General features: G+C 50.1%; 16 protein-coding genes and 1 tRNA gene. 9 read left to right on the top strand and 8 right to left on the bottom strand.

Translation table 11 applies throughout. From position 1 onward, the window contains the following. Nucleotides 1-143 precede the first annotated feature (143 nt). The 3 genes from BCF53_RS13050 to BCF53_RS13040 are packed head-to-tail and all read right to left on the bottom strand — an operon-like array spanning nt 144 to nt 3,998. Nucleotides 144-2,252 carry an alpha-galactosidase gene (locus BCF53_RS13050; protein WP_132702182.1) on the bottom strand — a complete coding sequence of 703 codons (2,109 nt, stop codon included), beginning with the start codon at nt 2,250-2,252 and terminating at the stop codon, nt 144-146. 6 nt (nt 2,253-2,258) lie between these two features. After that, on the bottom strand, nt 2,259-3,110 hold the full coding sequence (locus BCF53_RS13045) for a carbohydrate ABC transporter permease (RefSeq protein WP_132702181.1): 852 nt from the start codon (nt 3,108-3,110) through the stop codon (nt 2,259-2,261). 6 nt (nt 3,111-3,116) lie between these two features. Beyond that, nucleotides 3,117-3,998 (bottom strand): carbohydrate ABC transporter permease, encoded by an 882-nt coding sequence (locus BCF53_RS13040; protein WP_243645834.1) that lies wholly within the window; start codon nt 3,996-3,998, stop codon nt 3,117-3,119. Nucleotides 3,999-4,222: 224 nt separating this feature from the next. On the opposite strand from BCF53_RS13040, the gene glpK reads away from it, so the two are divergent. After that, nucleotides 4,223-5,707 (top strand): glycerol kinase GlpK, encoded by a 1,485-nt coding sequence (glpK, locus tag BCF53_RS13035; protein WP_132702180.1) that lies wholly within the window; start codon nt 4,223-4,225, stop codon nt 5,705-5,707. 27 nt (nt 5,708-5,734) lie between these two features. Here glpK and BCF53_RS13030 read toward each other — a convergent pair whose 3' ends face one another. Next, nucleotides 5,735-6,181, bottom strand: coding sequence for a dCMP deaminase family protein (locus tag BCF53_RS13030; RefSeq protein WP_132702179.1), 447 nt, complete (start codon nt 6,179-6,181; stop codon nt 5,735-5,737). A gap of 353 nt (nt 6,182-6,534) precedes the next feature. On the opposite strand from BCF53_RS13030, the gene BCF53_RS13025 reads away from it, so the two are divergent. Then, nucleotides 6,535-8,199, top strand: coding sequence for a polysaccharide lyase family 7 protein (locus BCF53_RS13025; protein WP_132702178.1), 1,665 nt, complete (start codon nt 6,535-6,537; stop codon nt 8,197-8,199). A 59-nt stretch (nt 8,200-8,258) separates the two neighbouring features. Here the strand turns inward: BCF53_RS13025 and BCF53_RS13020 are convergent, their stop codons facing one another. Then, nucleotides 8,259-10,676 (bottom strand): glycoside hydrolase family 9 protein, encoded by a 2,418-nt coding sequence (locus tag BCF53_RS13020; protein ID WP_165901917.1) that lies wholly within the window; start codon nt 10,674-10,676, stop codon nt 8,259-8,261. Between the two features lie 394 nt (nt 10,677-11,070). Here BCF53_RS13020 and BCF53_RS13015 point away from each other — a divergent pair, with 394 nt between their 5' ends. Continuing rightward, nucleotides 11,071-11,361: a polysaccharide lyase family 7 protein gene (locus BCF53_RS13015; protein ID WP_207902733.1), complete on the top strand. Its 291-nt coding sequence runs from the start codon at nt 11,071-11,073 to the stop codon at nt 11,359-11,361. Between the two features lie 86 nt (nt 11,362-11,447). On the opposite strand, the gene soxR is transcribed toward BCF53_RS13015, so the two are convergent. After that, nucleotides 11,448-11,873, bottom strand: a complete 426-nt coding sequence (gene soxR, locus BCF53_RS13010) for a redox-sensitive transcriptional activator SoxR (RefSeq protein WP_132702175.1) — start codon at nt 11,871-11,873, stop codon at nt 11,448-11,450. Between the two features lie 102 nt (nt 11,874-11,975). On the opposite strand from soxR, the gene BCF53_RS13005 reads away from it, so the two are divergent. Then, entirely contained in the window at nt 11,976-13,190 is a 1,215-nt protein-coding gene (locus BCF53_RS13005; RefSeq protein WP_132702174.1) for an MFS transporter, read from the top strand. A 154-nt stretch (nt 13,191-13,344) separates the two neighbouring features. Here the strand turns inward: BCF53_RS13005 and BCF53_RS13000 are convergent. Beyond that, a tRNA-Glu gene (locus tag BCF53_RS13000) sits at nt 13,345-13,420 on the bottom strand. Nucleotides 13,421-13,632: 212 nt separating this feature from the next. Here BCF53_RS13000 and BCF53_RS12995 point away from each other — a divergent pair. Both BCF53_RS12995 and BCF53_RS12990 read left to right on the top strand, forming a co-directional pair. After that, nucleotides 13,633-14,937 carry a M48 family metalloprotease gene (locus BCF53_RS12995; protein ID WP_132702173.1) on the top strand — a complete coding sequence of 435 codons (1,305 nt, stop codon included), beginning with the start codon at nt 13,633-13,635 and terminating at the stop codon, nt 14,935-14,937. Further along, the gene (locus tag BCF53_RS12990; RefSeq protein ID WP_132702172.1) at nt 14,934-15,335 is read left to right on the top strand and encodes a YbaN family protein; all 402 of its coding nucleotides are present in this window, start codon (nt 14,934-14,936) and stop codon (nt 15,333-15,335) included. Before BCF53_RS12995 ends, BCF53_RS12990 begins: the two co-directional genes overlap by 4 nt. Here BCF53_RS12990 and BCF53_RS12985 read toward each other — a convergent pair. Next, complete coding sequence (locus tag BCF53_RS12985) at nt 15,328-16,263, bottom strand: OmpA/MotB family protein (protein WP_132702171.1); 936 nt, start codon at nt 16,261-16,263, stop codon at nt 15,328-15,330. The genes BCF53_RS12990 and BCF53_RS12985 overlap by 8 nt on opposite strands. 131 nt (nt 16,264-16,394) lie before the next feature. Here BCF53_RS12985 and BCF53_RS12980 point away from each other — a divergent pair, with 131 nt between their 5' ends. The 3 genes from BCF53_RS12980 to flhF all read left to right on the top strand — a co-directional run bounded on the left by BCF53_RS12980 (nt 16,395) and on the right by flhF (nt 21,768). Continuing rightward, nucleotides 16,395-18,044 (top strand): AMP-binding protein, encoded by a 1,650-nt coding sequence (locus BCF53_RS12980; RefSeq protein WP_132702170.1) that lies wholly within the window; start codon nt 16,395-16,397, stop codon nt 18,042-18,044. Between the two features lie 123 nt (nt 18,045-18,167). Continuing rightward, nucleotides 18,168-20,396 (top strand): flagellar biosynthesis protein FlhA, encoded by a 2,229-nt coding sequence (gene flhA / locus BCF53_RS12975; protein WP_132702169.1) that lies wholly within the window; start codon nt 18,168-18,170, stop codon nt 20,394-20,396. A gap of 31 nt (nt 20,397-20,427) precedes the next feature. Beyond that, nucleotides 20,428-21,768: a flagellar biosynthesis GTPase FlhF gene (gene flhF / locus BCF53_RS12970; protein ID WP_132702168.1), complete on the top strand. Its 1,341-nt coding sequence runs from the start codon at nt 20,428-20,430 to the stop codon at nt 21,766-21,768. Nucleotides 21,769-21,791 lie beyond the last annotated feature (23 nt).

Here is a 21,791-nt window from a genome sequence, read left to right as displayed (position 1 = left end):
GGCGTTATTATTCTTATCCAGTGCCCGGCTTTTTTAAGTTCAGAAAATTAATTTAATTTTCTGAAGCCAAACCGATCGATCAAAACTGAAAGATCAACCATACAGTCAAAAGAGTAGTGCTACTCCTCTGAACATTCTTTCATTTACAGTCTATTGAACTGCAAAATTAACACAGTTTCAGGGTCCATTACCGGTAACGGTATTCCCACTTTTGCAAGCACCTCACCGGAAACTACCGTATCTTCCAGCTGCTGCCATGCTGTTTTAACTTTCATCAGATGGTGGGTGGCTGCCGGTTGCGACAGAACCTTTATCCGATACTTTTTCTCAGCTTCAAGCATAGGCAATAAAAGGTTACCCGGTACACCGCTATTTGGCATATTTCGTTGGTACAGGCTGACCAGGTGTACATCTGCATCGGACACCATGAACGCCAGCTGGTTTTTATCCGGCGCTGCGAGTGGAATGCGAATGCCACTGTGAATGTGTGTGCGAAGGTCTTTATAGAGTTGAATGTAACTGCTCAGTTCATTCAATTCATCTTCGTTCAGCTTGCGAACATCCCATTCAATGCCCATATGGCCAAAGAGCGCGGTACCGGCTCTGACCGCCGTACTGTGTGCCCGCGATGTGGTATGGCTGATAACAGGTCCAACATGGCTGCCTAATACCTCTGCAGGGAAGAACAGGCTTGCCCATTGCTGCATCGTCTGACGTTCGTTGGCATCGTTGCAGTCACTCAGCCAGAACCGGTGGGTGCGCTTCAGAATTCCGTAGTCTATTCGACCGCCACCGGAGGCACAGCTCTCAATTTCCACCGCCGGGTGGCTGCTGCGAATTCTGTCGATCAACTCGTACAGGCTGCGAACGTAGCGGTAATAGGCGGGTTTGCCATCCGGATTGCCGGATTGAGATAAATCGCGGTTCATATCCCATTTAATGTATTCAATGGGGTACTCGTTCAGAATGTTGGTAATGGCCTTGTACAGATAATCGCGTACCTCGGGGCGGGTAATATCCAGAACCCATTGGTTGCGCCCGGCTGTTTGTTTAAGGCCGTTTACCTGCAAGAGCCACTCAGGGTGGTTGCGGTAAAGCTCCGAATCTTTGTTGACCATTTCCGGCTCAAACCAGATGCCGAAGCCAAGGTTATGCTTTTGCAGTGTCGCTTTAAGTGGGTGCAGGCCTTTCGGGTAAACGGTTTTATCTACGGTCCAGTCACCCAGGCCGGCGCTGTCATCACGCCGCGCAGGGAACCAGCCGTCATCCAGTACAAAGCGCTCAGCACCACACAGCTCTCCGGCTGCTGCCAGGGAATCGAGCTCTTGCTGGCGGTGATCAAAGTAGATGGCCTCCCAGGTGTTGATGTGAACAGGGCGCGGCTTGTTACCCGGAATATCAAGAATATTCTGGCGCACAAATGGCTGTAAGCTTTCGGCAACGCCCGCCAGGCCTTTCCTGGAATAGGTAAAGTAGAGCGGCGCTGCTTCGAACTTATCGCCCGGGTGCAGGGTGACTTCACCGGGCACCAGTTCAATGCCGGCCTGGTACTGAGTCAGTCCGTTCTGGCTGCGCTCAACGCGCTGGCAGTGATTACCGCTCCAACCCAAATGAAAGGCAAAGCATTCGCCGCTGGCTTCGGTAACTCGATCATCGGTTACCAACAGGCCGGGGAAGTGATCGTGTGAGGTTCTGCCTTTGCGGTTGGTAAATTCCAGACAGCCGAACGGGATTTTAGTGTCCACCGGTTGGAACTCATGCACCCAGCGGCCGGTAAAGGAGGTCACTTCGTTCATGCGCGCAGGCAGCGGTACCGTTGCCAGGCATTGGCTGAGCTCCAGTGTAGAGTCACCTTTGTTGATCAGCTCGCTGCGGATGGTGAATACGTTGGTTTGTTCGCACACATCCAGCGACCAGGATAAAACCACACCGGTTTTTTCATCCAGCAGCTTATAGATTACCGATGAATCCGTTGATTCAGATTCCTGAATCTTCCACTGCGTTGCCCAGTGTTTGCCGTTGCTGTGAAAGGCAACGGCGGGGGTCATAAAGCTGTGGTCGGCATAGGTCGGTGCAATGGTTAGTATCGGGCTGGTATCCAGGCCGCCTTGTGGTACCGGCGGCGTGGTCATGAGTTCCAGCGCGTCTATCGTTGTTGCATCACTCAGGCGCTCTCCTATATAGCAAATAGAAGGTGTGCCTGAGCGATCTATGATGGCGATAGAGCAGTTTTTGCTGTGCAGTATCGGCATAAGCGGTTACCCCTTGGTCGCGCCGAGCGTCAGGCCGGCAATGAAGTGCTTCTGCATCACAAAGAACATGATCACCGGAGGCAGTGCCGCCACAATTGAACCGGCAGACAGCAGGTTCCATGAAGCCAGCCACTGGCCGCGCAATGCGCTGATACCGGCGGTAATCGGGCGAACCTCATCGGATTGCACCAACACCAGTGCCCAGAAGTAGTCGTTCCAGACGAAGGTGAAGATCAGTACCGCAAGTGCGGCAAGCGCAGGGCGTACCAGAGGAATGATAATGGAGCGGAAAATCTTCCATTCACTGGCACCATCGAGGCGACAGCTTTCCAGCAGTTCATCCGGAATGCCGACAATAAAGTTACGCATGAACAGGGTGCAGAAGCCGGTCTGGAAGGCGACATGGAAAATGATCAGCGCCCAGATGGTATCGTACATGCCCAGTTGAATGGTTAGATCGCGAACCGGGATCATCAGAATCTGGAAGGGTACAAAGTTACCGCCGATGAACATCGCCAGAACAGCCAGATTGCCTTTGAACTTGAATTTCGCCAGAGCAAAACCAGCCAGTGTCGCCAGCAAAACAGAGAAGAACGCCACCGGTACGGTGATGATAATGCTGTTAAACAGATACTGGCCCATAGCCGTGTTCTGGAACACAGCGGTGTAGTTTTCAACGATGTTCCACTCTGTAGGCAAGCCCCAGTAGTTACCGGCGTTGATATCGCCCATAGAGCGAACAGAAGTCAGCATGATGGCCGCTAATGGCAGCAACCAAAGGATTACCGAAATAGGCAAGGCAATCTTGTAGCTTATTTGAGTAAATGGACGTGTTTTTTCAATAGGTACTGGAAACATAACGGCTTACCCTCTTTCGTCTTTCAGCATTCGCCACAGGAAGAAGGCGATGTAAATCAACATGATCAGGAACAATACGGTGGCAATAGCAGCGCCATAGCCCATTCGATAGTTGAATATCGATTGCTCATACATAAAGAAGGCTAATACAGAGGAGGAGCCGTAAGGGCCGCCCGCCGTCATGGATGCTACCAGGTCGAATGAGCGCAGTGCGCCAATGACCGTGACCACGACCGCAATGAAGGTGGCAGGCCGCAGCTGTGGAATGATGATGTGTATCAGCATTGACCAGCCTTTGGCTCCGTCCATGCGGGCCGCTTCGATCTGATCAGGGCTGATGTTGTTCAGGCCTGTCAGGTACAGAATCATGGTGTATGCAATTTGTGGCCATAAACCGGCTGCAATGATGCCGTAGGTAACCAGATGTTCATTGGCCAGAATCGGAATCGGGTCAATGCCGAATATCCCCAATATGTCCTGCAACAGGCCGTAAGACGGATCGTAAAACCAGGCGAAGACGATACCGATAATCACCTGAGAAATAACGAACGGGAAGAAGAACAGCGATTTTACTGCGCGAATGCCCAGTACCTGCTGATTCAGAAACAGTGCAATACCGAGCCCGAATGGCACAGCCAGCATAAAGAAGACCAGCCAGAGCACGTTGTTCCACAGGCTTGTCCAGAATTGCGGGTCGTAACCGAGATCGATATAGTTTTGAAAACCTATGAAAACCTTATCACCAATGCCGTCCCACTGATAAAAACTCATCGAGATAGACTGGAATATCGGATAGATCACATAGACCAGAAAGAAAAATATTGCCGGAGCCATGAAGAGCCATGGCGTAAGCCTTTCAGACCAGGATTTGGAGTATTTTGCGTCCACTTTTCCGCCCTTTTTTGTTTGATTTGTGTTTAGGCTGTAAGCATTATGGAACTGCTTGGTAACGTTTTCAAGAATAAATTAAATTTCTTTATCCAATCAATCATCCTTAAGTATTCTCGCAGAACAAACCTGGTCTGATAGAGTAAAAAGTCTAAAATGAACGGCAAATGTTATCGCTGGCATTGCCGGCAGCTGACAAGAATAAAAAATAACAGGAGACACTCATGTCTAAGTATTTACTGGCCATTGACCAGGGTACGACCAGCTCGCGCGCCATACTTTTTGATACGAAAGGCAATATCGTACAAAGCGCACAGCAGGAATTCCCCCAGATCTATCCGCAGAACGGCTGGGTAGAGCATGACCCCGAAGATCTCTGGTCTTCAACGTTAGAAGTCTGTCAGCAGGCGCTGAAAGACATCGATGTGAACGAGGTTATTGGCCTGGGTGTTACCAACCAGCGTGAAACCACACTGGTATGGGATGCCCGCACCGGTAAGACGGTCTACAACGCCATTGTCTGGCAGGACCGGCGCACAGCCGATTATTGCCGGGGGCTGCAGCACGATGGCCTGGAAGCTATGGTTTCTTACAAAACCGGCTTGCTGCTCGACCCGTACTTTTCCGGTACTAAGGTGCGCTGGATTCTCAACAACGTCGACGGCGCGCGCGAAGCGGCAGAGCAGGGCCATTTGCGCTTTGGTACTGTTGATTCTTATCTGCTGTGGCGGCTCACCGATGGTAAGCGTCATGCGACCGATGCGACCAATGCCTCCCGCACCCTGTTGTTCAACATTCAGGAACAGTGCTGGGATAACCAGCTGCTGAATTTGTTCGGTATCCCCGAATCTATGTTGCCCGAGGTTTTGAACAGCGCAGATGATTTTGGTGAAACAGCCGAGCACTGGTTTGGCAAAAGTTTGCCTATCGGTGGTATGGCGGGCGATCAGCATGCCGCCATGTTTGGTCAGGCCTGCTTCGAGCCGGGCATGATCAAAAGTACCTACGGCACCGGCTGTTTTATGATGGTAAATACCGGTGATGAGCAACTGAAGTCGCGTAACAAGCTGCTTTCAACCGTTGCCTACCGCCTGGATGGCAAACCGGTTTTCGCACTGGAGGGCAGTATCTTCATGGCTGGAGCGACCATTCAGTGGTTGCGGGATGGCGCGGGCTTTATTGAAAAAGCGTCCGATTCTGTCGCGTTGGCAGAGAAAACCGGCAAAGATCAAAGCGTTTATATGGTGCCGGCCTTTACTGGCCTGGGTGCGCCCTATTGGAACGCAGATGCCCGCGGCGCTATTGTGGGCATGACGCGTGATACTGGCCCGGCTGAGATTGTTACCGCCGGCTTGCAGGCGATTGGCTATCAAACCCGTGACCTTGTCGAGGCGATGAAGCGAGATGGCGTAACCAACCTGAAAGGGCTGCGGGTTGATGGTGGCATGGTTGTGAATGAGTGGGCCGTTCAGTTCCTTGCGGATATTCTGCAGGTTCCGGTTGACCGGCCGATGATCACTGAAACAACGGCTTTGGGCGTCGCCTTCTTTGCCGGGTTGCAGCTGGGTGTCTATAAGGATATCGATGAAATCCGTGGTATCTGGACGCAGGAAAAGGAGTTTGCGCCGTCGCTCAGTGATGAAACCGTGGAGCGCCTTTACAGCGGCTGGCTTAAGGCTGTAAAGGGTGTTCGCACCATTACCGAGTAGTATCAAAGGCTGTGTTTGCGCACAGCTTTACTCTTCAAGCTCCGCCAGCGGTAGCCAGTGAACGGTCACGTTAGCCTGGCGGAACATTTCTTCGCTCACCTTAATTTTGTCACCCCAGCGTGACAGAAAGTCTTCTGTTTGCTCCGGGCAGTGAACGATATTGATTCCGGTTTGAATAATCTTGGCTGCACAGTTCGGGCACGGGAAGTGGGTAACCCAAATTTCACATTCTGTCAGATCACGCTTCGCAAACAGGATGGCATTCTCTTCTGCATGCAGCGTTTTTAGTAGTTTCATTTCCCGGTCATCGGTTTCTGCACTGTCGGATATGCCATGCGGATAACCATTAAAGCCTAGCGAGACAATCCGGTTGCTCTTGGTAATGACTGCGCCCACCTGTGTGGAAGGGTCTTTACTCCAGGAGCCCACCAGCTGTGCCATTTGATAAAAGCGCTTTGCCCATTTGGAAATCATGCGACAACTCCGAAGATTGAATTGAGATGCATTGTCAGTAATTCCTATCGCCAGCGCAACTTTAACGGAGTAGGCCCTGCCTTTTGGCCGGATGTTGCCGGGGAATTTCATGAATACAATCGGTGAGATTTCAACTGTAAAAATAAGAACCAGTAGGAAAAATTAGAAAAAGATCGTGTCTAAAACGTGAACTTATTCTGTATATTTTAAAGAGGAGCTTTTGTCTTTTTGTATTACAAATTAACCTCGCAGCCATCTATAAGTAGCGTCGGCTGTTTGTTGTAAGCCGGCATTCTAAAGCTTCTTTTAATTATCGTGTTGCCTTATCTGGCAACTGGATTTTGGGGAATTACATGAATAAGTTTACCGCTTTTATGGTATCTGCCTGCTTACTAACCGGTATAACAGGCTGTTCTATTGAAGAAGACATTGAGGAAATAATAAATTCAGTGGAAAGTGCAGTAGAAGCAGACACTGACACTGCAGAGGACGTTGATGAAGGCACCACGGAATCATTAACCTGCTCTTCATCGCTGCCATTAACTATAGAAAGCGCAACTGATGAGGGCAATTATCAGGATTCTTATAAACCGGAATTGACCATAGATGATGATTTTTCGAACGATTCCCGTTGGTCTTCAGAAGGCACCTATAACTGGATTCAGTTTGATCTGGGTGCAGCAGCAACGGTAACCGATATTGCGATCGCCTTCCTGAAGGCCGATGAGCGTTCATCTTATTTCAGCGTGCAAACCTCAGAAGATGGTGAGACTTGGGCTTATGCATCCAGTACGCTGACCAGTGATGGTGAAAGCGGTGGACTGGAGGCATTTGAGTTGACCAATACCTATGCGCGATATGTGCGGGTTTATGGCGAAGGTAACAGCGAGGAAGATAACGACTGGAACAGCTATATCGAAGTGCAGATCTTTGGTTGTTCGGATTCGGATTCAACCGACGACAGTGAAGACAACTCTGAAGACGGGAGCGTCGATGAAAATACTGACGATGAAGAAACCGTTGAAGAAGACAGTAGTTCTGGCGTTGACTATGGCTTAGATGCCAGCTTAGCCCCGGCGCAAAACTTTGACCTGTGGGATTGGTACTTAAGTGTTCCGACGGATACCAATGATGATGGTAAGGCAGATTCTATTAAAGAAGATCAGCTAAACGAGCAATGGCATGAGGACAATTCAGAATTAACCTTCGATGGCGAGACTGGCCTTGAGTATTACGAAAGTGAATACTTTTATACCGATGACGATACCGGTGCCATGGTTTTTGTTTGCACCGTTGGCGGTTACAAAACTTCTTCCGGTACAACCTACACTCGTACTGAACTGCGGGAAATGTTGCGCCGTGGCGATACCAGTATTGGTACTTCCGATGGTGGCAATAACTGGGCGTTTTCCACAATTGATAACGATGCCTACGATGACTTTGGTGGCATTGATGGCACCATGACGGCAACACTGGCAGTCAACCGGGTGACCACCACCTCTACAAATGAAGAGCAGGTGGGCCGTATTATTGTGGGCCAGATCCACGCAGAAGATAATGAGCCGGTTCGCTTGTATTACCATAAGCAGCCTAATTCGACGAACGGCGCATTATACTTCGCACATGAGCCTTCTGTTGCAGGCAAAGCGGACGGTGAAGTTGAAATGTGGTACAACCTGCTGGGTGAATTCATAGATGAAGAAGACGACCAGGGCGGTACCGGCTATAGCGATGATCTTTCCGAAATGGACCCATCAGACGGTATACCACTGGATGAAATCTTCTCATACAAAATTGATGTGGATGGCGACTTGCTTTCAGTATTTATCTACGATGAAGCAGGCAGCGAACTGGCCTACCGTCAGGTGAATATGGCATCCAGCCTGTATGACGATGAAGAAAACTACATGTACTTCAAAGCAGGTATTTATCTAAACGATAAGACCAGTGATGAAGATGACACCGCAATGGTGAGCTTCTATGCATTAAGTAACGCCCACGACGGTTACAGTTACTAATCGTTTTGTTTTCAAGAAAAACCGGCTTGCCAGCCGGTTTTTTTATTCATGGTAATTATTTATTCACAGGTTACGCTCACTGCAGGCAATTCATAACTGTCATTGATGCTCGCTTCAAACCCCCAGGAAACACTATCTCCTGCGTCAATTGAACCGTTCCAGGATTGACTGCTGGCAGAATAAGTGGGTGATTCACCGGAGACATCGGCCTGCCAGCTGTTCACAATTTCTGTGTTGTCGCTGTAGGTGATTGTCGTTTGCCAGCTGATGGCTTCTCCTTCGCCATTATTGCTGATGGTTACAGAGCCGATGTAACCCGTACTCCATTCATTCACGACACTGTAGTCAACATTGCATTCAGGGACGCCGCTGCTATCGACTGTATCATCGGTGTCACCCGAGCCATCAGTTGTGCCACTATCGTCAATCGTTTCAGAGTCATCATTGTTTTCAGTGCTATCTGTCTCCCCGCTGCTTTCTGAGATTACAGGCTCAGAGCCATAGATCAATTCTCCATCGATGTAGAGTGGAACATAAGGGGAGTAATCCAGGCTGGCAGCTGTAACATCGGTCATGCTCCAGTCATTACTGGAATCCCAATAGGCTGTCCAAGTGCTGTCCTGATCGGCCAGTAATGCAAATTGAATTTGCATATCGCCCCAAATATTAATGCCGTCCCAAGCGATATTCATGTAGTAAATACCGTTAGTGGCATCCCATGCTATCGGGCCGGTTACTGTTGCTGCACCATCGAAGTAGGAGGACTCATCGTAGTAAATTTCATAACTGACGTCGTCGATGCTCTGGCCGTTTTCGATGAGCTCTGAAATATTGAAGAAGTATTTCAACGAGAAGGCATCATAAAGCGTGGGTGGCTGGCTGGTCTTATTGTTCAGTTGCAGCGTGATTTGCGTGCGCTCATCGTTATCCTGCTCGAGTTTTGCCATGCTGTATAACCCAAGCACTTCTTCTTCGGCTTCCGGTTCCCAGCTGTCATAAACTTGATCTTCACCGTAGTACTCAATAAAGCCGGCCAGCGCTCCGACAAAGCCTGCGTTGTAATCAATGGCAACTTCGTTATACACGTAATCGGTAATATCGTCGTTATGATAGTCATCAATATCTGGTCCTGCTGCCAGTGCACCCCAAAGCGTGTGTTTGTGTTCTGCAGGAATCAACATGCTGTTGTCTTCACCTCCGTGTGCGGCCCGGTGGTGGGGGTGCTGCACGTAGCTATCGCCGTACCCGACTATATAAGATTTTTCCAGCGGGTTATCGCCCATAATATAATTCATTTGTGACAACGCCCAGTCGGTTAAGGCGATGGCTTTTTCGGTTTCTCCTGCGTATTTTCTGTATACCAATGCGCATAACTGAGCAGCGGTATTATAGCGGGCAGACCCCCAGGTATTGATTACTGAAAATCCAGCAGGGCTTGCTGTCAGGTAGTTTGTGTCGCTGGTATCTGAGTGTTCAACTTCGCCGGCTGTCCAGTATTCCAAATTCCACTGGAAGTAATACCAGAAATTATCATTCAAATCGTCAGAAACATAGCCTTCGCTCACCGGTGCGAGCTTAGCGAATACTCCTCCCCAAACGGTATCCCACGAATGCACCCAAATGTTCTGCCAGCTATCGGCTGTCGTACTGATGATTTTGCTTAAGTAGCCGGTGTAGTTGCCGTTGGCGTCGATCGCGACGATATCATCCAAATAATCGGTATTGTCCGTTGCTATATACAGCCAAACTGCAGCCCACGACATTTCATCTTCATCATAGCTGGATGTATAAAAACCATCGTCAGTGCCTAAGCCTCGGTTATTAACAGCAAATTCATACAGAGCCTTAGCATATTCCAGACATTCGTCAGCATAGTCACTGTCTATTTCTGAATAGTTCAGATACATCAAGGTTAATGCTGCAGCTGCGCCTGCGGCTTGGTCGGAGGCTGGGTCGCCCTCGTAAGCAAATGAGGCCGGGCGGGGAAATTCGTCGCTTAACTGTAATTCCGGAGGGCCCCAATAGTTGTGGTCCGTTGAACCATCACCCACCATATAGTTAAATGCAATGACATCACCATTGTCATCACGAAAGGTAGATCGTAAAAAATAGTCAGTAAACCACTTCAATTCTTCCAATGCATGATCGAGTGATCCGGTGGCTTCAAAGGAATCCCTGAACTCATATAGGCCCCAACCTAAAGTAGAGGCTGCATATGATTGTGGCAAACCAAACTTTACGTGGTCGCCGGCATCATGAAAGCCACCGGAAAGGTCGACAGTGCCATTGCCATCTGGGTCTAAATTATCCCGATACTGCTCAATGAAATCTTCGTCTAAATTTACGCCTGAAACCAAGTTATATTCCAATGGAATTTCGGAGTCGCTGGGTTCAGAATCGCCACGCCATTCCAGGCGTTGATTTCCCGAACTGACGCTGGGACCTGACTCTTCAGCATCATAAAAGTACAGTGACATCTGGAGTGCCTGAACTAAGTCTCCAGTTGGTTCATTTGCTGTTAGCGCTAAGGCAGTGATTGGAACACTAAGCGCCAAAGCGCTTGCTGTAATGCAGCGATGCAATTTGTTTTTTGGAAAATTCATGGAAAGATCCTCATTGCAAGAATTGGTACCTTTAAGCCGTACAAGGTCGCTTACATGGTACTGCTCGTGTCTAAATTACATAAAACTCAAAAAATCGTGTATTTAGAGTGATTATATTAGGCTGGGTGGCAGTGCAAATTCTTTGCGCATTTTCTCAAACTTTGGTTATTCCATCATGGAATTCAAAAGGGATTAAATTATATAGACTCAGTTTGCAATTTTTTGTTTTTCTATATTGTATTTTTTGTGTGTTTCTATGTTGGATGTTGTGAGTGGTACTCTCATTTATGGCATAGAACTGGACGAAATATTCTCTTACAGCATTGAAGTTGATGGTGATATGCTGATGGTTACCATCAGTCAGGATGGAGAGCAACTGGCGTACCGCGAAGTCGATATGGCAGACAGCGGATACGATAACTCTTCAGACTTCATGTACTTTAAAGCTGGAATATATCTGAACGATAAAACCAGTGATGACGATGACACGGCTAAAGTCAGCTTCTACGTACTGGAAAACGACCACGAAAATTACGACGATGAATCAAATCTGATGTAAAAAGTGGCTGATTGCAGCGGATGTTAAGCCAGCGTTTGCTGGCTTTTTTGTTGCGCTGAATATATTGGTAGCCTGTAAACAGTTTATTAATCGATTAACTTTGAACCGTTATTCTCTCCGCCATAGATATCATCCGGATTGTGTAACTTGCAGGCGGTCAGCGACATGCAGCCGCAACCGATACAACTACCCAGGTCTTGCTGCAGCCTCTGCAGTTTGTTGATGCGCGCCTGTAGCGTTTGATGCCAGCCTTTGGCCATGGCCTCCCACTGTTTTTTGGTCGGTGCCTTATTCAGCGGCAGAACGGAGAGTGATTCAGAAATTTCCTCCAGGGTTAGGCCTACCTGCTGAGCCGCCTTTATCACGGCAATTCTTCTTAGAATATATTTCGAATAGCGACGCTGATTGCCGTTGTTGCGGGTGCTGGTAATTAAGTTCTTCTGCTCGTAAAAGTGCAGGGTGGATACCTTTATGCCGGCTCTCTTTGCGACTTCACCTACGGATAGCTCCATGCCTAAGCTCCTGAAAAACTGATGCCTGAAAATAGTACTTTACCTCAACTTAACTTGAGGTAATAGGATTCTCGCCACTTTCAGGAAATAAGGAAACATCCGGTGAAATTCAGAACAACTTTCTTTTTGGCAGGGCACTTTTTTGATGGGATCTCCACAGGACTTTTTCTAATGGCGTTACCGTGGGTGATGCTGTCGTCGCCTAATATGGGGGCCTTTGTGGCACTGGTTACACTGGTCTGTACTGCCGTGAGTTTTGTGCTTACGCCGTTTTTCTCGACGCTGGTCGACCGGCATTCGCGAAAGAAGATTTTGGTCTGGGTACTGGCAATACAGGCTATAACAGCTTTTGGGATTATGCTCTCTTATGCGTTAGGTTTTGCTTCTAACTGGGTGTTGGCCTCAGCCCAGCTCATTTTCTGGGTGGTCAGCAACCTGGGCTGGAGTGCAAACAATGCCTTTACTCAGGAGAACTATGACCGGCATGAATACGCGGCTCTGTCGGGTAAGCAGGAGGTGGTTGTACAGGGGACAACACTGTTGGCCGGTGCTGTTGGGGTTGTTCTGCTGGAGAGCTGGGCAATGCAAAGCTTTGCAATGTTTGCAGCGGTTACATCGCTGCTGGGTATGGCTTGCTATCTGCTCACACCCTACCGGCAAAAGCTCAGAAGGCCGGATGCACTCAGCTTCCGTAGGCAGCTTTTTGAGAGCAAAACGATTTACCGTAATGACCCGGTTTTCTATTCAATACTTTTGCTATCCAGCCTTTCCTATCCGGTACTGACCTATTTAAGCAAGTTGGTACCTATTTGGTTTGCAGAGCAAGGGGTATCGGGCCGCTGGTTTGCGAGCTATTACCTTTTCTTTGGTGTTGGGTCACTGGTGACAGGGATTTTTATAACCCGGCTTCTGGCGCTTTCCAGCCTTAAAAATATCATGTTAGCTGCTCTGGCACTGTCGGCGCTGATGTTGGTTGGCATGAGTGTGTTTATATCGCCACTGTTTCTTTTAATTTTTGTAGCCGGGTTCGGTTTTTCGAATGCGTTGAACCGTATCGCTCGGATTAACTGGATGCATATTCGGATCGACGTGAATCAGCGAGGACGGGCGGATGGGTTGGTCGCCCTATTTTCAACACTGGTTCAGAATTTAAGCTACCTGCTGATCGCCTTTTTAGCTTCCAGGCATATTGTTCAGTTTGGTTTTGTAATAGCGGCGTTAGTAATAGTGCTGGCTACAGTGACAATGTATTTACTGATAGGCGTGAATCGTCGTACAGAGGAAACATCAATTAACAAGAAAGTTCAGATGTACTGATTCGTTAAAAAACAGATCTAAAAAGGAAGGTGGCATCCCGTAGGGGACTCGAACCGCTGTTAGCGTCGTGCCAGAACAGGAAAGAGTGCGGTGCAGACACCGGCCTGTCACGGCGAGTACAACGATTAAAATGAGGGATATCTAAAAAGGAAGGTGGCATCCCGTAGGGGACTCGAACCCCTGTTACCGCCGTGAAAGGGCGGTGTCCTAGGCCACTAGACGAACGGGACACACATCGCTTTGCTGCAAGCGGGGCGCATAATACCAGTCGAATTCGGTTATGCAACCGCTTTTTTGTTCTGCAGCGAAAATGACTGATTATTGAGGCTGTAAATTGTCATATTTGTAATGCATTTTTATATGACAACGGGCGGCTGCTATTATCTTCATTCATCAAGTGTTGTTAAAAAGAACGATCATTACTAACCACTAAGGGTGTGTTATGGACAGACGTAAGTTTTTACATTGGGCCGGCCTTGCAACGACCAGTGTTGCCATTCCTACTGTTTTTACCGGTTGTGCCTACGATCCGGTCACCGGCAGCCCAACGTTTTCATTACTTTCTGAAGAAGATGAAAAGCAGATTGATGCCGCGCAAAGCCCGATGCAGTTTTCTGTCGACTATGGGCCGACGGCCAACAATGAATTACAGAACTATGTAACCAGCCTGGGTAGTCAGATTGCTGCGGTCAGCCATCGTCCGGGCATGCCCTACAGCTTCAGGGTGCTGGATGCCAACCATATTAATGCCTACACCTTTCCGGCCGGCGCTACCGGTATCACCCGTGGCATCATGGTAGAGATGGAGTCGGAAGCAGAGCTGGTGGCGCTGATTGGCCACGAGGTCGGTCATGTGAACGCCCGCCATGCTGCCGAGCGCACAACCAAAGGCATTCTGGCTCAGGCGGCTGTGGGTGCTGCCTCTGCAGCGCTGGGTGACAGCGGTTATGGCGATATCGTAGCCGGTGTCGGGTCATTAAGCGCAACAGCATTGCTGGCCAAGTACAGTCGCAATGACGAGCGTGAGGCTGATGCACTGGGGATGGAATACGGTGTGAAAATGGGTGCTAACCCCAAGGGGATGGTGGGCTTAATGGAGATGCTTGACGGCTTGAGCAGTGCTGAACCCAGCACTATGGAGATTATGTTTTCCAGCCACCCGATGAGCTCTGAACGTCTGGCCAACGCCAACAGTCAGTTATCCGGTTACAACCAATACGCCAGCCGCAACCTGGGTAAAGAACGCTACATGGATTACACCATCGGCCTGCGCGAGCAGCGTGCCATGATTAAGGCGCTGTCCAATGCGGACCTGGCGCTTTCCGGTGGTGAAAACGAAACCGCGCTTGAACAACTGAATATCGCTTCCAGGCAAGGGCTGGATGACTATGGCTACTGGGTAATTCATGCCAAGTATCAGATGGCAACCGGCCGTTATAAAAATGCAACCGGTTCACTGAAAGAGGCTCAATTCCTGAAGCCGAATGAAGTTCTGCCGGCCTATATGCTGGGCATCAGCTACCTGGAAACCTCCGAGCCGGACGCTGCCATCAGTCAGTTCAATGCCTATAAAGAGGTGATTACCAATAATTCACTGGTCGAATTCTTTATTGGCTATGGCTATGAAATGAAGGGTGATAGAAACTCCGCGGCGGCCGCTTATAAAACGTATCTGTCGCAGGTTCAGCAGGGTGATCAGGCTGAGTATGCCTATCGTCGTTTGTTGGAGTGGGGTTATATCAGTTGAACCCGGTTAAGCGGCACGCCATCTTTGCAGCAGGGTGGCTCAGCCTTGTGCTGGGCGCTATTGGCGTGTTGCTGCCGCTGGTCCCAACCACGCCCTTTTTGTTAATTTCAGCAGCCTGCTTTGCAGAGACTTCACCACGGTTTCATCGCTGGCTGCTGAACAGCCCGATGTTCGGGCCGATCATTGCCAACTGGCAGAACGAAAACTTTATAGAAAAGCGTACCAAGAAGCGGGTTCTGATCATTATTTGCCTGACCTTTGGTATGTCGATATTCATTGTCGGCATTCCACCGCTGCAATGGATGCTGGTGGGCATAATGATTGTTTGCCTGCTGGTGGTCAGCCGCTTACCAACCGTGCCGCGCTCTTTGCGGAATAAAGATAACGGAGCTAGTTGAAGCGTATTTCTATGCGGCGGTTGATCTGCCAGGCCAGCTCATTTTGTTCGTCGCGCACCGGCACGTTTGCCGCCTTACCCATCACGGTCAGGCGTTGCTCGGCAATGCCGGTTTCTTTCAGTTGCTGTGCTACCTTGCTGGCTCGGGCAGAACTGAGCTCCCAGTTAGTCGGGTAAATTAACCCCATGTCAGAAACAATCGGTCTGGAATCTGAATGGCCAATGACCTCTATGCTGGTGTCGGGCAGCTCTAACAGGGTTGCTGTGATTGGCTTTAACAACTCGGGTGAACTGGCATTCAACTTGGTGGTGCCCTGTTCAAACAGATAGGTCAGTGGTATCTCTATCACACCCGCTCCGGACTGGCTTTGACGGAGCAGCACATTTGGGTAATCGGCTTTTAGCTTGCCGGAAAGGGAAGAAAGCGCCTGCTGGTTCTTCAATTGCTTTTCGCTGTCGCCGGGCAGTGTATTAGCGCGCAGCAGGCGCTGTTGATTGCTGATGGTTTTTTGCGCTTCCTGCAGGCTAGCTTGTTGATCTCTCAGCCGGGCTTCCAGCTCTTTCCGTTGCGCTTCTGCAGCACTCAACTGTTGTTTGGTCTGTTCGGCGGTAACCAGGTTTTTCTGATAGGCCTCGGTCAGTTCCAGTAGCTGCACCTGCATTTCCTTCGCAATCGCTTGCAACTCGCGCTGTTGTCCTCCTACCGAGCTGAGGGTGCTTTCACTCTGTCTGGTTTTCCGCTGGTTTTCAGCCAGCTGATTGGTTAGCTGTTCAATTTCAGAGGAACGTTTATTCAGTTCGGCGGATTGCTGTTCAAGTTGAGAGGCTTTGCCGCTATTGCCGCTGAACAGAAAGATATTCCCGATCAGTGATGCTGCTAAGAATATAGCCAGAAAAATGGTTTGTTGTGACGAATTTAATCTGTTCAAGCGTTAGGGCCTTAGTGACAAAGCACAAAATTTAACAGGGTGCCATTTTAGTTATTTTTTGTACGGTGGCTTGTGCATTTTCAAAAATTTGCTGGAGTTAAAGTCAAAATGACAATAAAAAGGTCTGAATCATGGAGTATCGAACGCCCATTCAGGTGTTGTTGCAGCATAGCAAAAATCATCCGGAAAAAATCATCTTCAATCAGCCTGTAGAGCGTCGCTGGCTCACCACAAGCTGGCAACAGGCTGAAGAGCAGGCGCGCAGAATTGCTACGGGTCTGATAGAAAACGGCCTGGTAAAGGGAGATAGGGTGGCCATTCTGGCGAAGAATTCTGCTGAGTGGTTTATTGCCGATTGGGCCATCATGATGGCCGGTATGGTCAGTGTGCCGGTTTATGCAACGGCCGGTGCTGAAACCATCCGTTATATATTGCAGCACAGTGAATCCAAAGCGGTATTTCTGGGTAAGCTCGATAGCACAAAGGCCGCGGATGCTGCGCTGGATGATCAAATCATTAAGGTTGCTTTCCCGTACCCGACAGCGCGCAGTGATCAGCAATGGAGTGATTGGCTGAAACAGTACGAGCCTATGGCAGAAGTGCATCTGGCCGCACTCGATGAAGTGATGAGCATTGTTTATACCTCAGGCAGTACTGGCAACCCAAAGGGTGTCGTTATCAGCTACCTAAATTACGCCTCCGTGAATGAAACCCACTGCAAATGGTTTAACGTGACCGGCGATGACCGGCTGATTTCCTACCTGCCGCTGGCCCACATTACCGAGCGTGGCGTTATTCAGGGGCCGGGCTTGTATGGCGGGGCAACCTTCTATTTTGTCGAATCGCTGGATACCTTTCTGGACGATATAAAGCACGCACAACCAACGCTGTTTCTTTCGGTGCCGCGGTTGTGGACGCGCTTCCAACTCGGCGTTTTTGAAAAGCTTCCGGCAGAAAAACTGAAGCGCCTGCTGCGCATTCCTCTGGTTGGTGGTTTGATTGCCCGTAAGATCCGCAAGGGCTTGGGGCTGGATCAGGTGCGTATTTTCGGCTCTGGCTCTGCGCCCATATCCGAATCTATTCTGCACTGGTACCGGTCGATCGGAATCCGAATCTCTGAAGGTTGGGGCATGACCGAAACCACCGGGCTTTCCTGCTGTAACCTGCCGTTTAAAGACACTCTGATTGGCACCATTGGTGTGCCGGCTGATTGCGTGGAAATGTCACTTTCCGAAGAAGGTGAAATTCTGATTCGTGGCGAAGCGGTTTTTGAGCAGTATTACAAAAATAAGGAGGCAACGGAGCAGAGCTTTGTTGATGGCTGGTTTAGAACGGGTGATAAAGCCACGCTGACCAACAGTGGCGCTTTTAAAATCATCGGCCGGGTGAAGGAAGCTTTCAAAACTGGCAAGGGTAAGTATGTTGCACCGGTGCCGATTGAGTCGATGCTTGCTGAAAACTCCGATATAGAACAGATATGCGTCATGGGAAGCGGCCGCAAGCAGCCGGTTGCGGTGGTGGTTCTGGCAGAGCATGTTGATCGTTCAGAAAAGTCCAGAATTCAGCAATCTCTGGAGGCAACGCTCAATAAGGTGAATGGCAAACTGGAAGGTCATCAGAAGTTGGATTGCCTGATTATTGCGGAAGATTCCTGGACGATTGAAAACCACTTTTTGACGCCAACGCTAAAAATCCGTCGCCTCGAACTGGAGGTTCGCTACGGCGAAATGGTGCAGCAAGCACAAACCGGTTCCGTCATCTGGGAGGCGGATATTCAGTAGTTTAACCAAAGAAACTGCACACAGGTGCCTGCTGGCCGGCCCTCCGTTTGGAGCGCCGGTTTTTTTTGGCCTGATCTTTGCGATGCACCCTTTAGTGATAATTATTTGACAGAAAATTGACGAATGGCGCTATTAGATAACTTTCGCACCGCAGGATCTCAACTGCGCAATGTAGATGGTCAGGCAGTATTAAAAGGCACCGGGCACAGCGCTAAGGCGGCTGGGCAGCGGCTAATGGGTGTGCCAATTATGTTGCTGCTGCTGTTGGGTTTAATGACCCTGCCAGTACCAACGCTGCTGCTGGACACCTTCTTTACCTTCAATATCGCGCTATCTATCGTGGTGCTGCTGGTGGCCATTTATGTGTTGCGGCCGCTCGACTTTGCCGTATTCCCCAGCATTCTTCTGGTGGCAACGCTGATGCGTCTGTCGCTCAACGTTGCCTCCACGCGTGTTGTCTTAATGTATGGCCATGAAGGTGGTGATGCCGCCGGTAAGGTGATTCAGTCGTTTGGTGAAGTGCTGATTGGCGGTAACTACGCTGTGGGGCTGGTGGTGTTCGCGATTCTGATGATCATCAACTTCGTGGTGGTCACCAAGGGTGCCGGTCGTGTCTCTGAAGTGAGTGCCCGCTTTACCCTGGATGCCATGCCCGGTAAGCAGATGGCGATCGATGCCGACCTCAATGCAGGCCTGATTGATGCCGATACGGCAAAAACCCGTCGTGCTGAAATCGCGCAGGAAGCCGATTTCTACGGTTCAATGGACGGTGCCTCGAAGTTTGTGCGCGGTGACGCTGTGGCCGGCATTCTGATTCTGGTGATCAACATCATTGGTGGATTGATTATCGGAATGATGCAGCACAACCTAGAGTTTGCCGATGCTGTTCAGAAATATGCCTTGCTGACCATCGGTGACGGTCTGGTTGCACAGATTCCTTCGCTGCTGCTCTCGGTGGCGGCCGCCATTATGGTGACCCGCAACTCATCCAGCGGTGAAATGGGCGATCAAATTGTCAGCCAGATGTTTGCAACGCCCCGTGCCCTGGCGATTACCAGCTTTGTGCTGTTCGTTATGGGGGTGTTGCCGGGCATGCCGCACTTTGTGTTTTTGAGTCTGTCTGCCGCTGCCGGTATTGGGGCGCTGCTGATTATTCTCAAAGAGCGTACAGACGCGGGGGAAACCATTTTGCCGATGAAGGCATTGCCGGCCGAAGCTCCATCGCTGAAGCGCGGCGAGCGGGGTAAAAAGCCTGGCGAAGGCGCTCCGCCTAAGGCTCCACCGCCGATGGAAACCAAAGAGCTCAGCTGGGATGACGTTCAGCCAGTCGATATTATTGGCCTTGAAGTGGGCTACCGGCTGATTCCGCTGGTGGATCGCTCTCAGGGTGGCGCGCTGCTTGGGCGCATAAAAGGCATTCGTAAAAAACTTTCTCAGGAGCAGGGCTTCCTGATCCCGTCCATTCATATCCGCGACAACCTCGATCTTATGCCCAATGCCTATCAATTGACGTTGATGGGGGTCGGCGTGGCAGAGGGCGAGGTTTATACCGACAGAGAACTGGCGATCAACCCCGGCCAGGTGTTCGGTCCGCTCGACGGTATTAAAACCAAAGACCCGGCCTTCGGCCTGGAGGCTATTTGGATCAGCCCGACAGAAAAAGATAAAGCTCAAACCCTGGGCTATACCGTGGTCGATACCAGTACCGTGGTCGCAACCCACGTCAACCATGTGCTCTCACAGCATGCCTATGAATTACTCGGTCACGAAGAAGTTCAGAAAATGCTGGATCTGCTGTCCAATCACTCCCCCAAACTGGCCGAAGAGCTGGTGCCCAATACTTTGACGCTGAGCCTGTTGCTGAAGGTGCTGCAGAACCTGTTGATTGAAGAGGTACCAATCAAAGACATGCGCACCATTGCCGAGGCGATCACCAATATACAGCCGAAGACCCAGGATATTGGCGTGTTGACGAACGCCGCACGTATGGGTCTTTCAAGAATGATTGTTCAGCGAATCGTCGGCAATGAAAAAGAAATTCCGGTGGTGACATTGGATCGCGGTTTGGAACAGTTGTTGCACAAAACAGTTCAGCAGGCCGGATCTGATGGAAATCTTGACAGTGTGGCGCTGGAGCCAGGAATGGCAGAGCGCCTGCAGCAGTCACTCGGAGAAATGGTTCAAAAGCTGGATGCCGAGGGGAAACCCGCCATTCTGCTTGTGCCGGCGGCACTACGCATGCTGCTGGCCCGGTTCGTCAGACACGGTGTGAAGAATTTAAAAGTGCTGAGTTTTCAGGAAATACCCGATAACAAGCATATAACCATTGTTGCCAGCGTTGGTGGCCAATAAAGCAAACCATTAAGGCAATGAGGAGCGATCCATGAAGATAAAACGATTCACAGCCGGAAACATGCAGGCCGGGTTAAAAACCATCAGCGAAACCCTGGGCCCGGAGGCGGTTATTCTTTCTAACCGGCGGCTGGCCAATGGACTGGAAATCGTTGCCGGTGTTGACGAAGCGGAATACGAACTCTTTCTGGAAAGCCAGCCTGTGGATCAGCAGGAATCAGACATTATTAAGGCTGAGCCCGATCAGCCTGCACCGCAGCTCGACAGCGAAACCATGAAGCAGCTGTTTGCCGCCATGTCAGATAAAAACACTCAGGCCTTTGAGCCTCATGCCACCGTAAAGCAGCCATACCTAAATACCCGTATTACCGCCGATGTGCGCTCTATGACTAAGGCCGCCGTGCAGGCGCCTAAACAGCCTGCAAAAAAACCAGCGCCGGCTGCAGCAACCCCGCCAGTGGAGCAAGCCGCAGTGCAATCTGATATTTCCATGCTGCGTCGGGAAATTGACGGGCTCAAGGATATGCTCAAAGCCCAGGCTGAACAGTTGCGCGAGCCGGCGGTGGTCACGGATATCTCCCCGCAGTACGAGCGACTGGAAGCCAGGTTGCACACGTTGGGTTTCAGCGGTCGGTTGACCCGTAAGCTGCTGGCTCAATTTGATAAAGAGGAAGCCATCGAAACCAACTGGCGCAAAACCATGTCCCGGCTTGCGTCGGCTATTCCAACGCCAATTTATGAACCGTTCGACAACGGAGGCGTCTTTGCGTTAACCGGGCCAACCGGTGCCGGCAAATCGACGACGATTGCTAAGCTGGCTGCCCATGCCGTTCGTGATCATGGTGCGGAATCGGTCGCCCTGGTCTCCCTGGATTGGTTTCAGGTTGGCGGTCAGGAAATTCTTAATTCTGTTGCCGATATACTGGGGATTGAATTCCATGCCTTAACCGAGCACGATTCGCTGCAGGAAACGTTGGCGCAACTGAGCGAAAAGCGCCTGGTGCTAATCGATACCAGCGGCAGTCGCCCGGCGATCGCACACTGGAATAATCTGATGGAAGATACTGCCTTGCGCAATCAGCTGCGGACTCTGCTGGTATTGCCGTCAAATATGCACAGCGCTTCGGTGAATCAGTTTATTGGTCTGCATGCCCGCAAGGCGTTTGCTGCGGTTGTGCTTTCTAAGTTGGATGAATCAGCCAGTTTCGGCAGTGTTATTGAGCCGGTTCTGCGAAACAGCTGGCCGGTCTGGTTCTGTACCACCGGGCAGAATATTCCGCAGGATATCGAAAAAGCGGACGCCCGCGCTTTGATCAGCCGGCTGTTGGATGCGCTGAAAAAAGAACCGGCGCAACTGGCAACGGCAGGGTAAACTGCCGGGCAGATTCGAACATA

The sequence above is a fragment of the Reinekea marinisedimentorum genome (assembly GCF_004341165.1).
GTDB lineage: Bacteria > Pseudomonadota > Gammaproteobacteria > Pseudomonadales > Natronospirillaceae > Reinekea > Reinekea marinisedimentorum.
The sequence above is the reverse complement of the archived record's forward strand: the minus strand, read 5'-3'. Positions and strand labels throughout refer to the sequence as shown.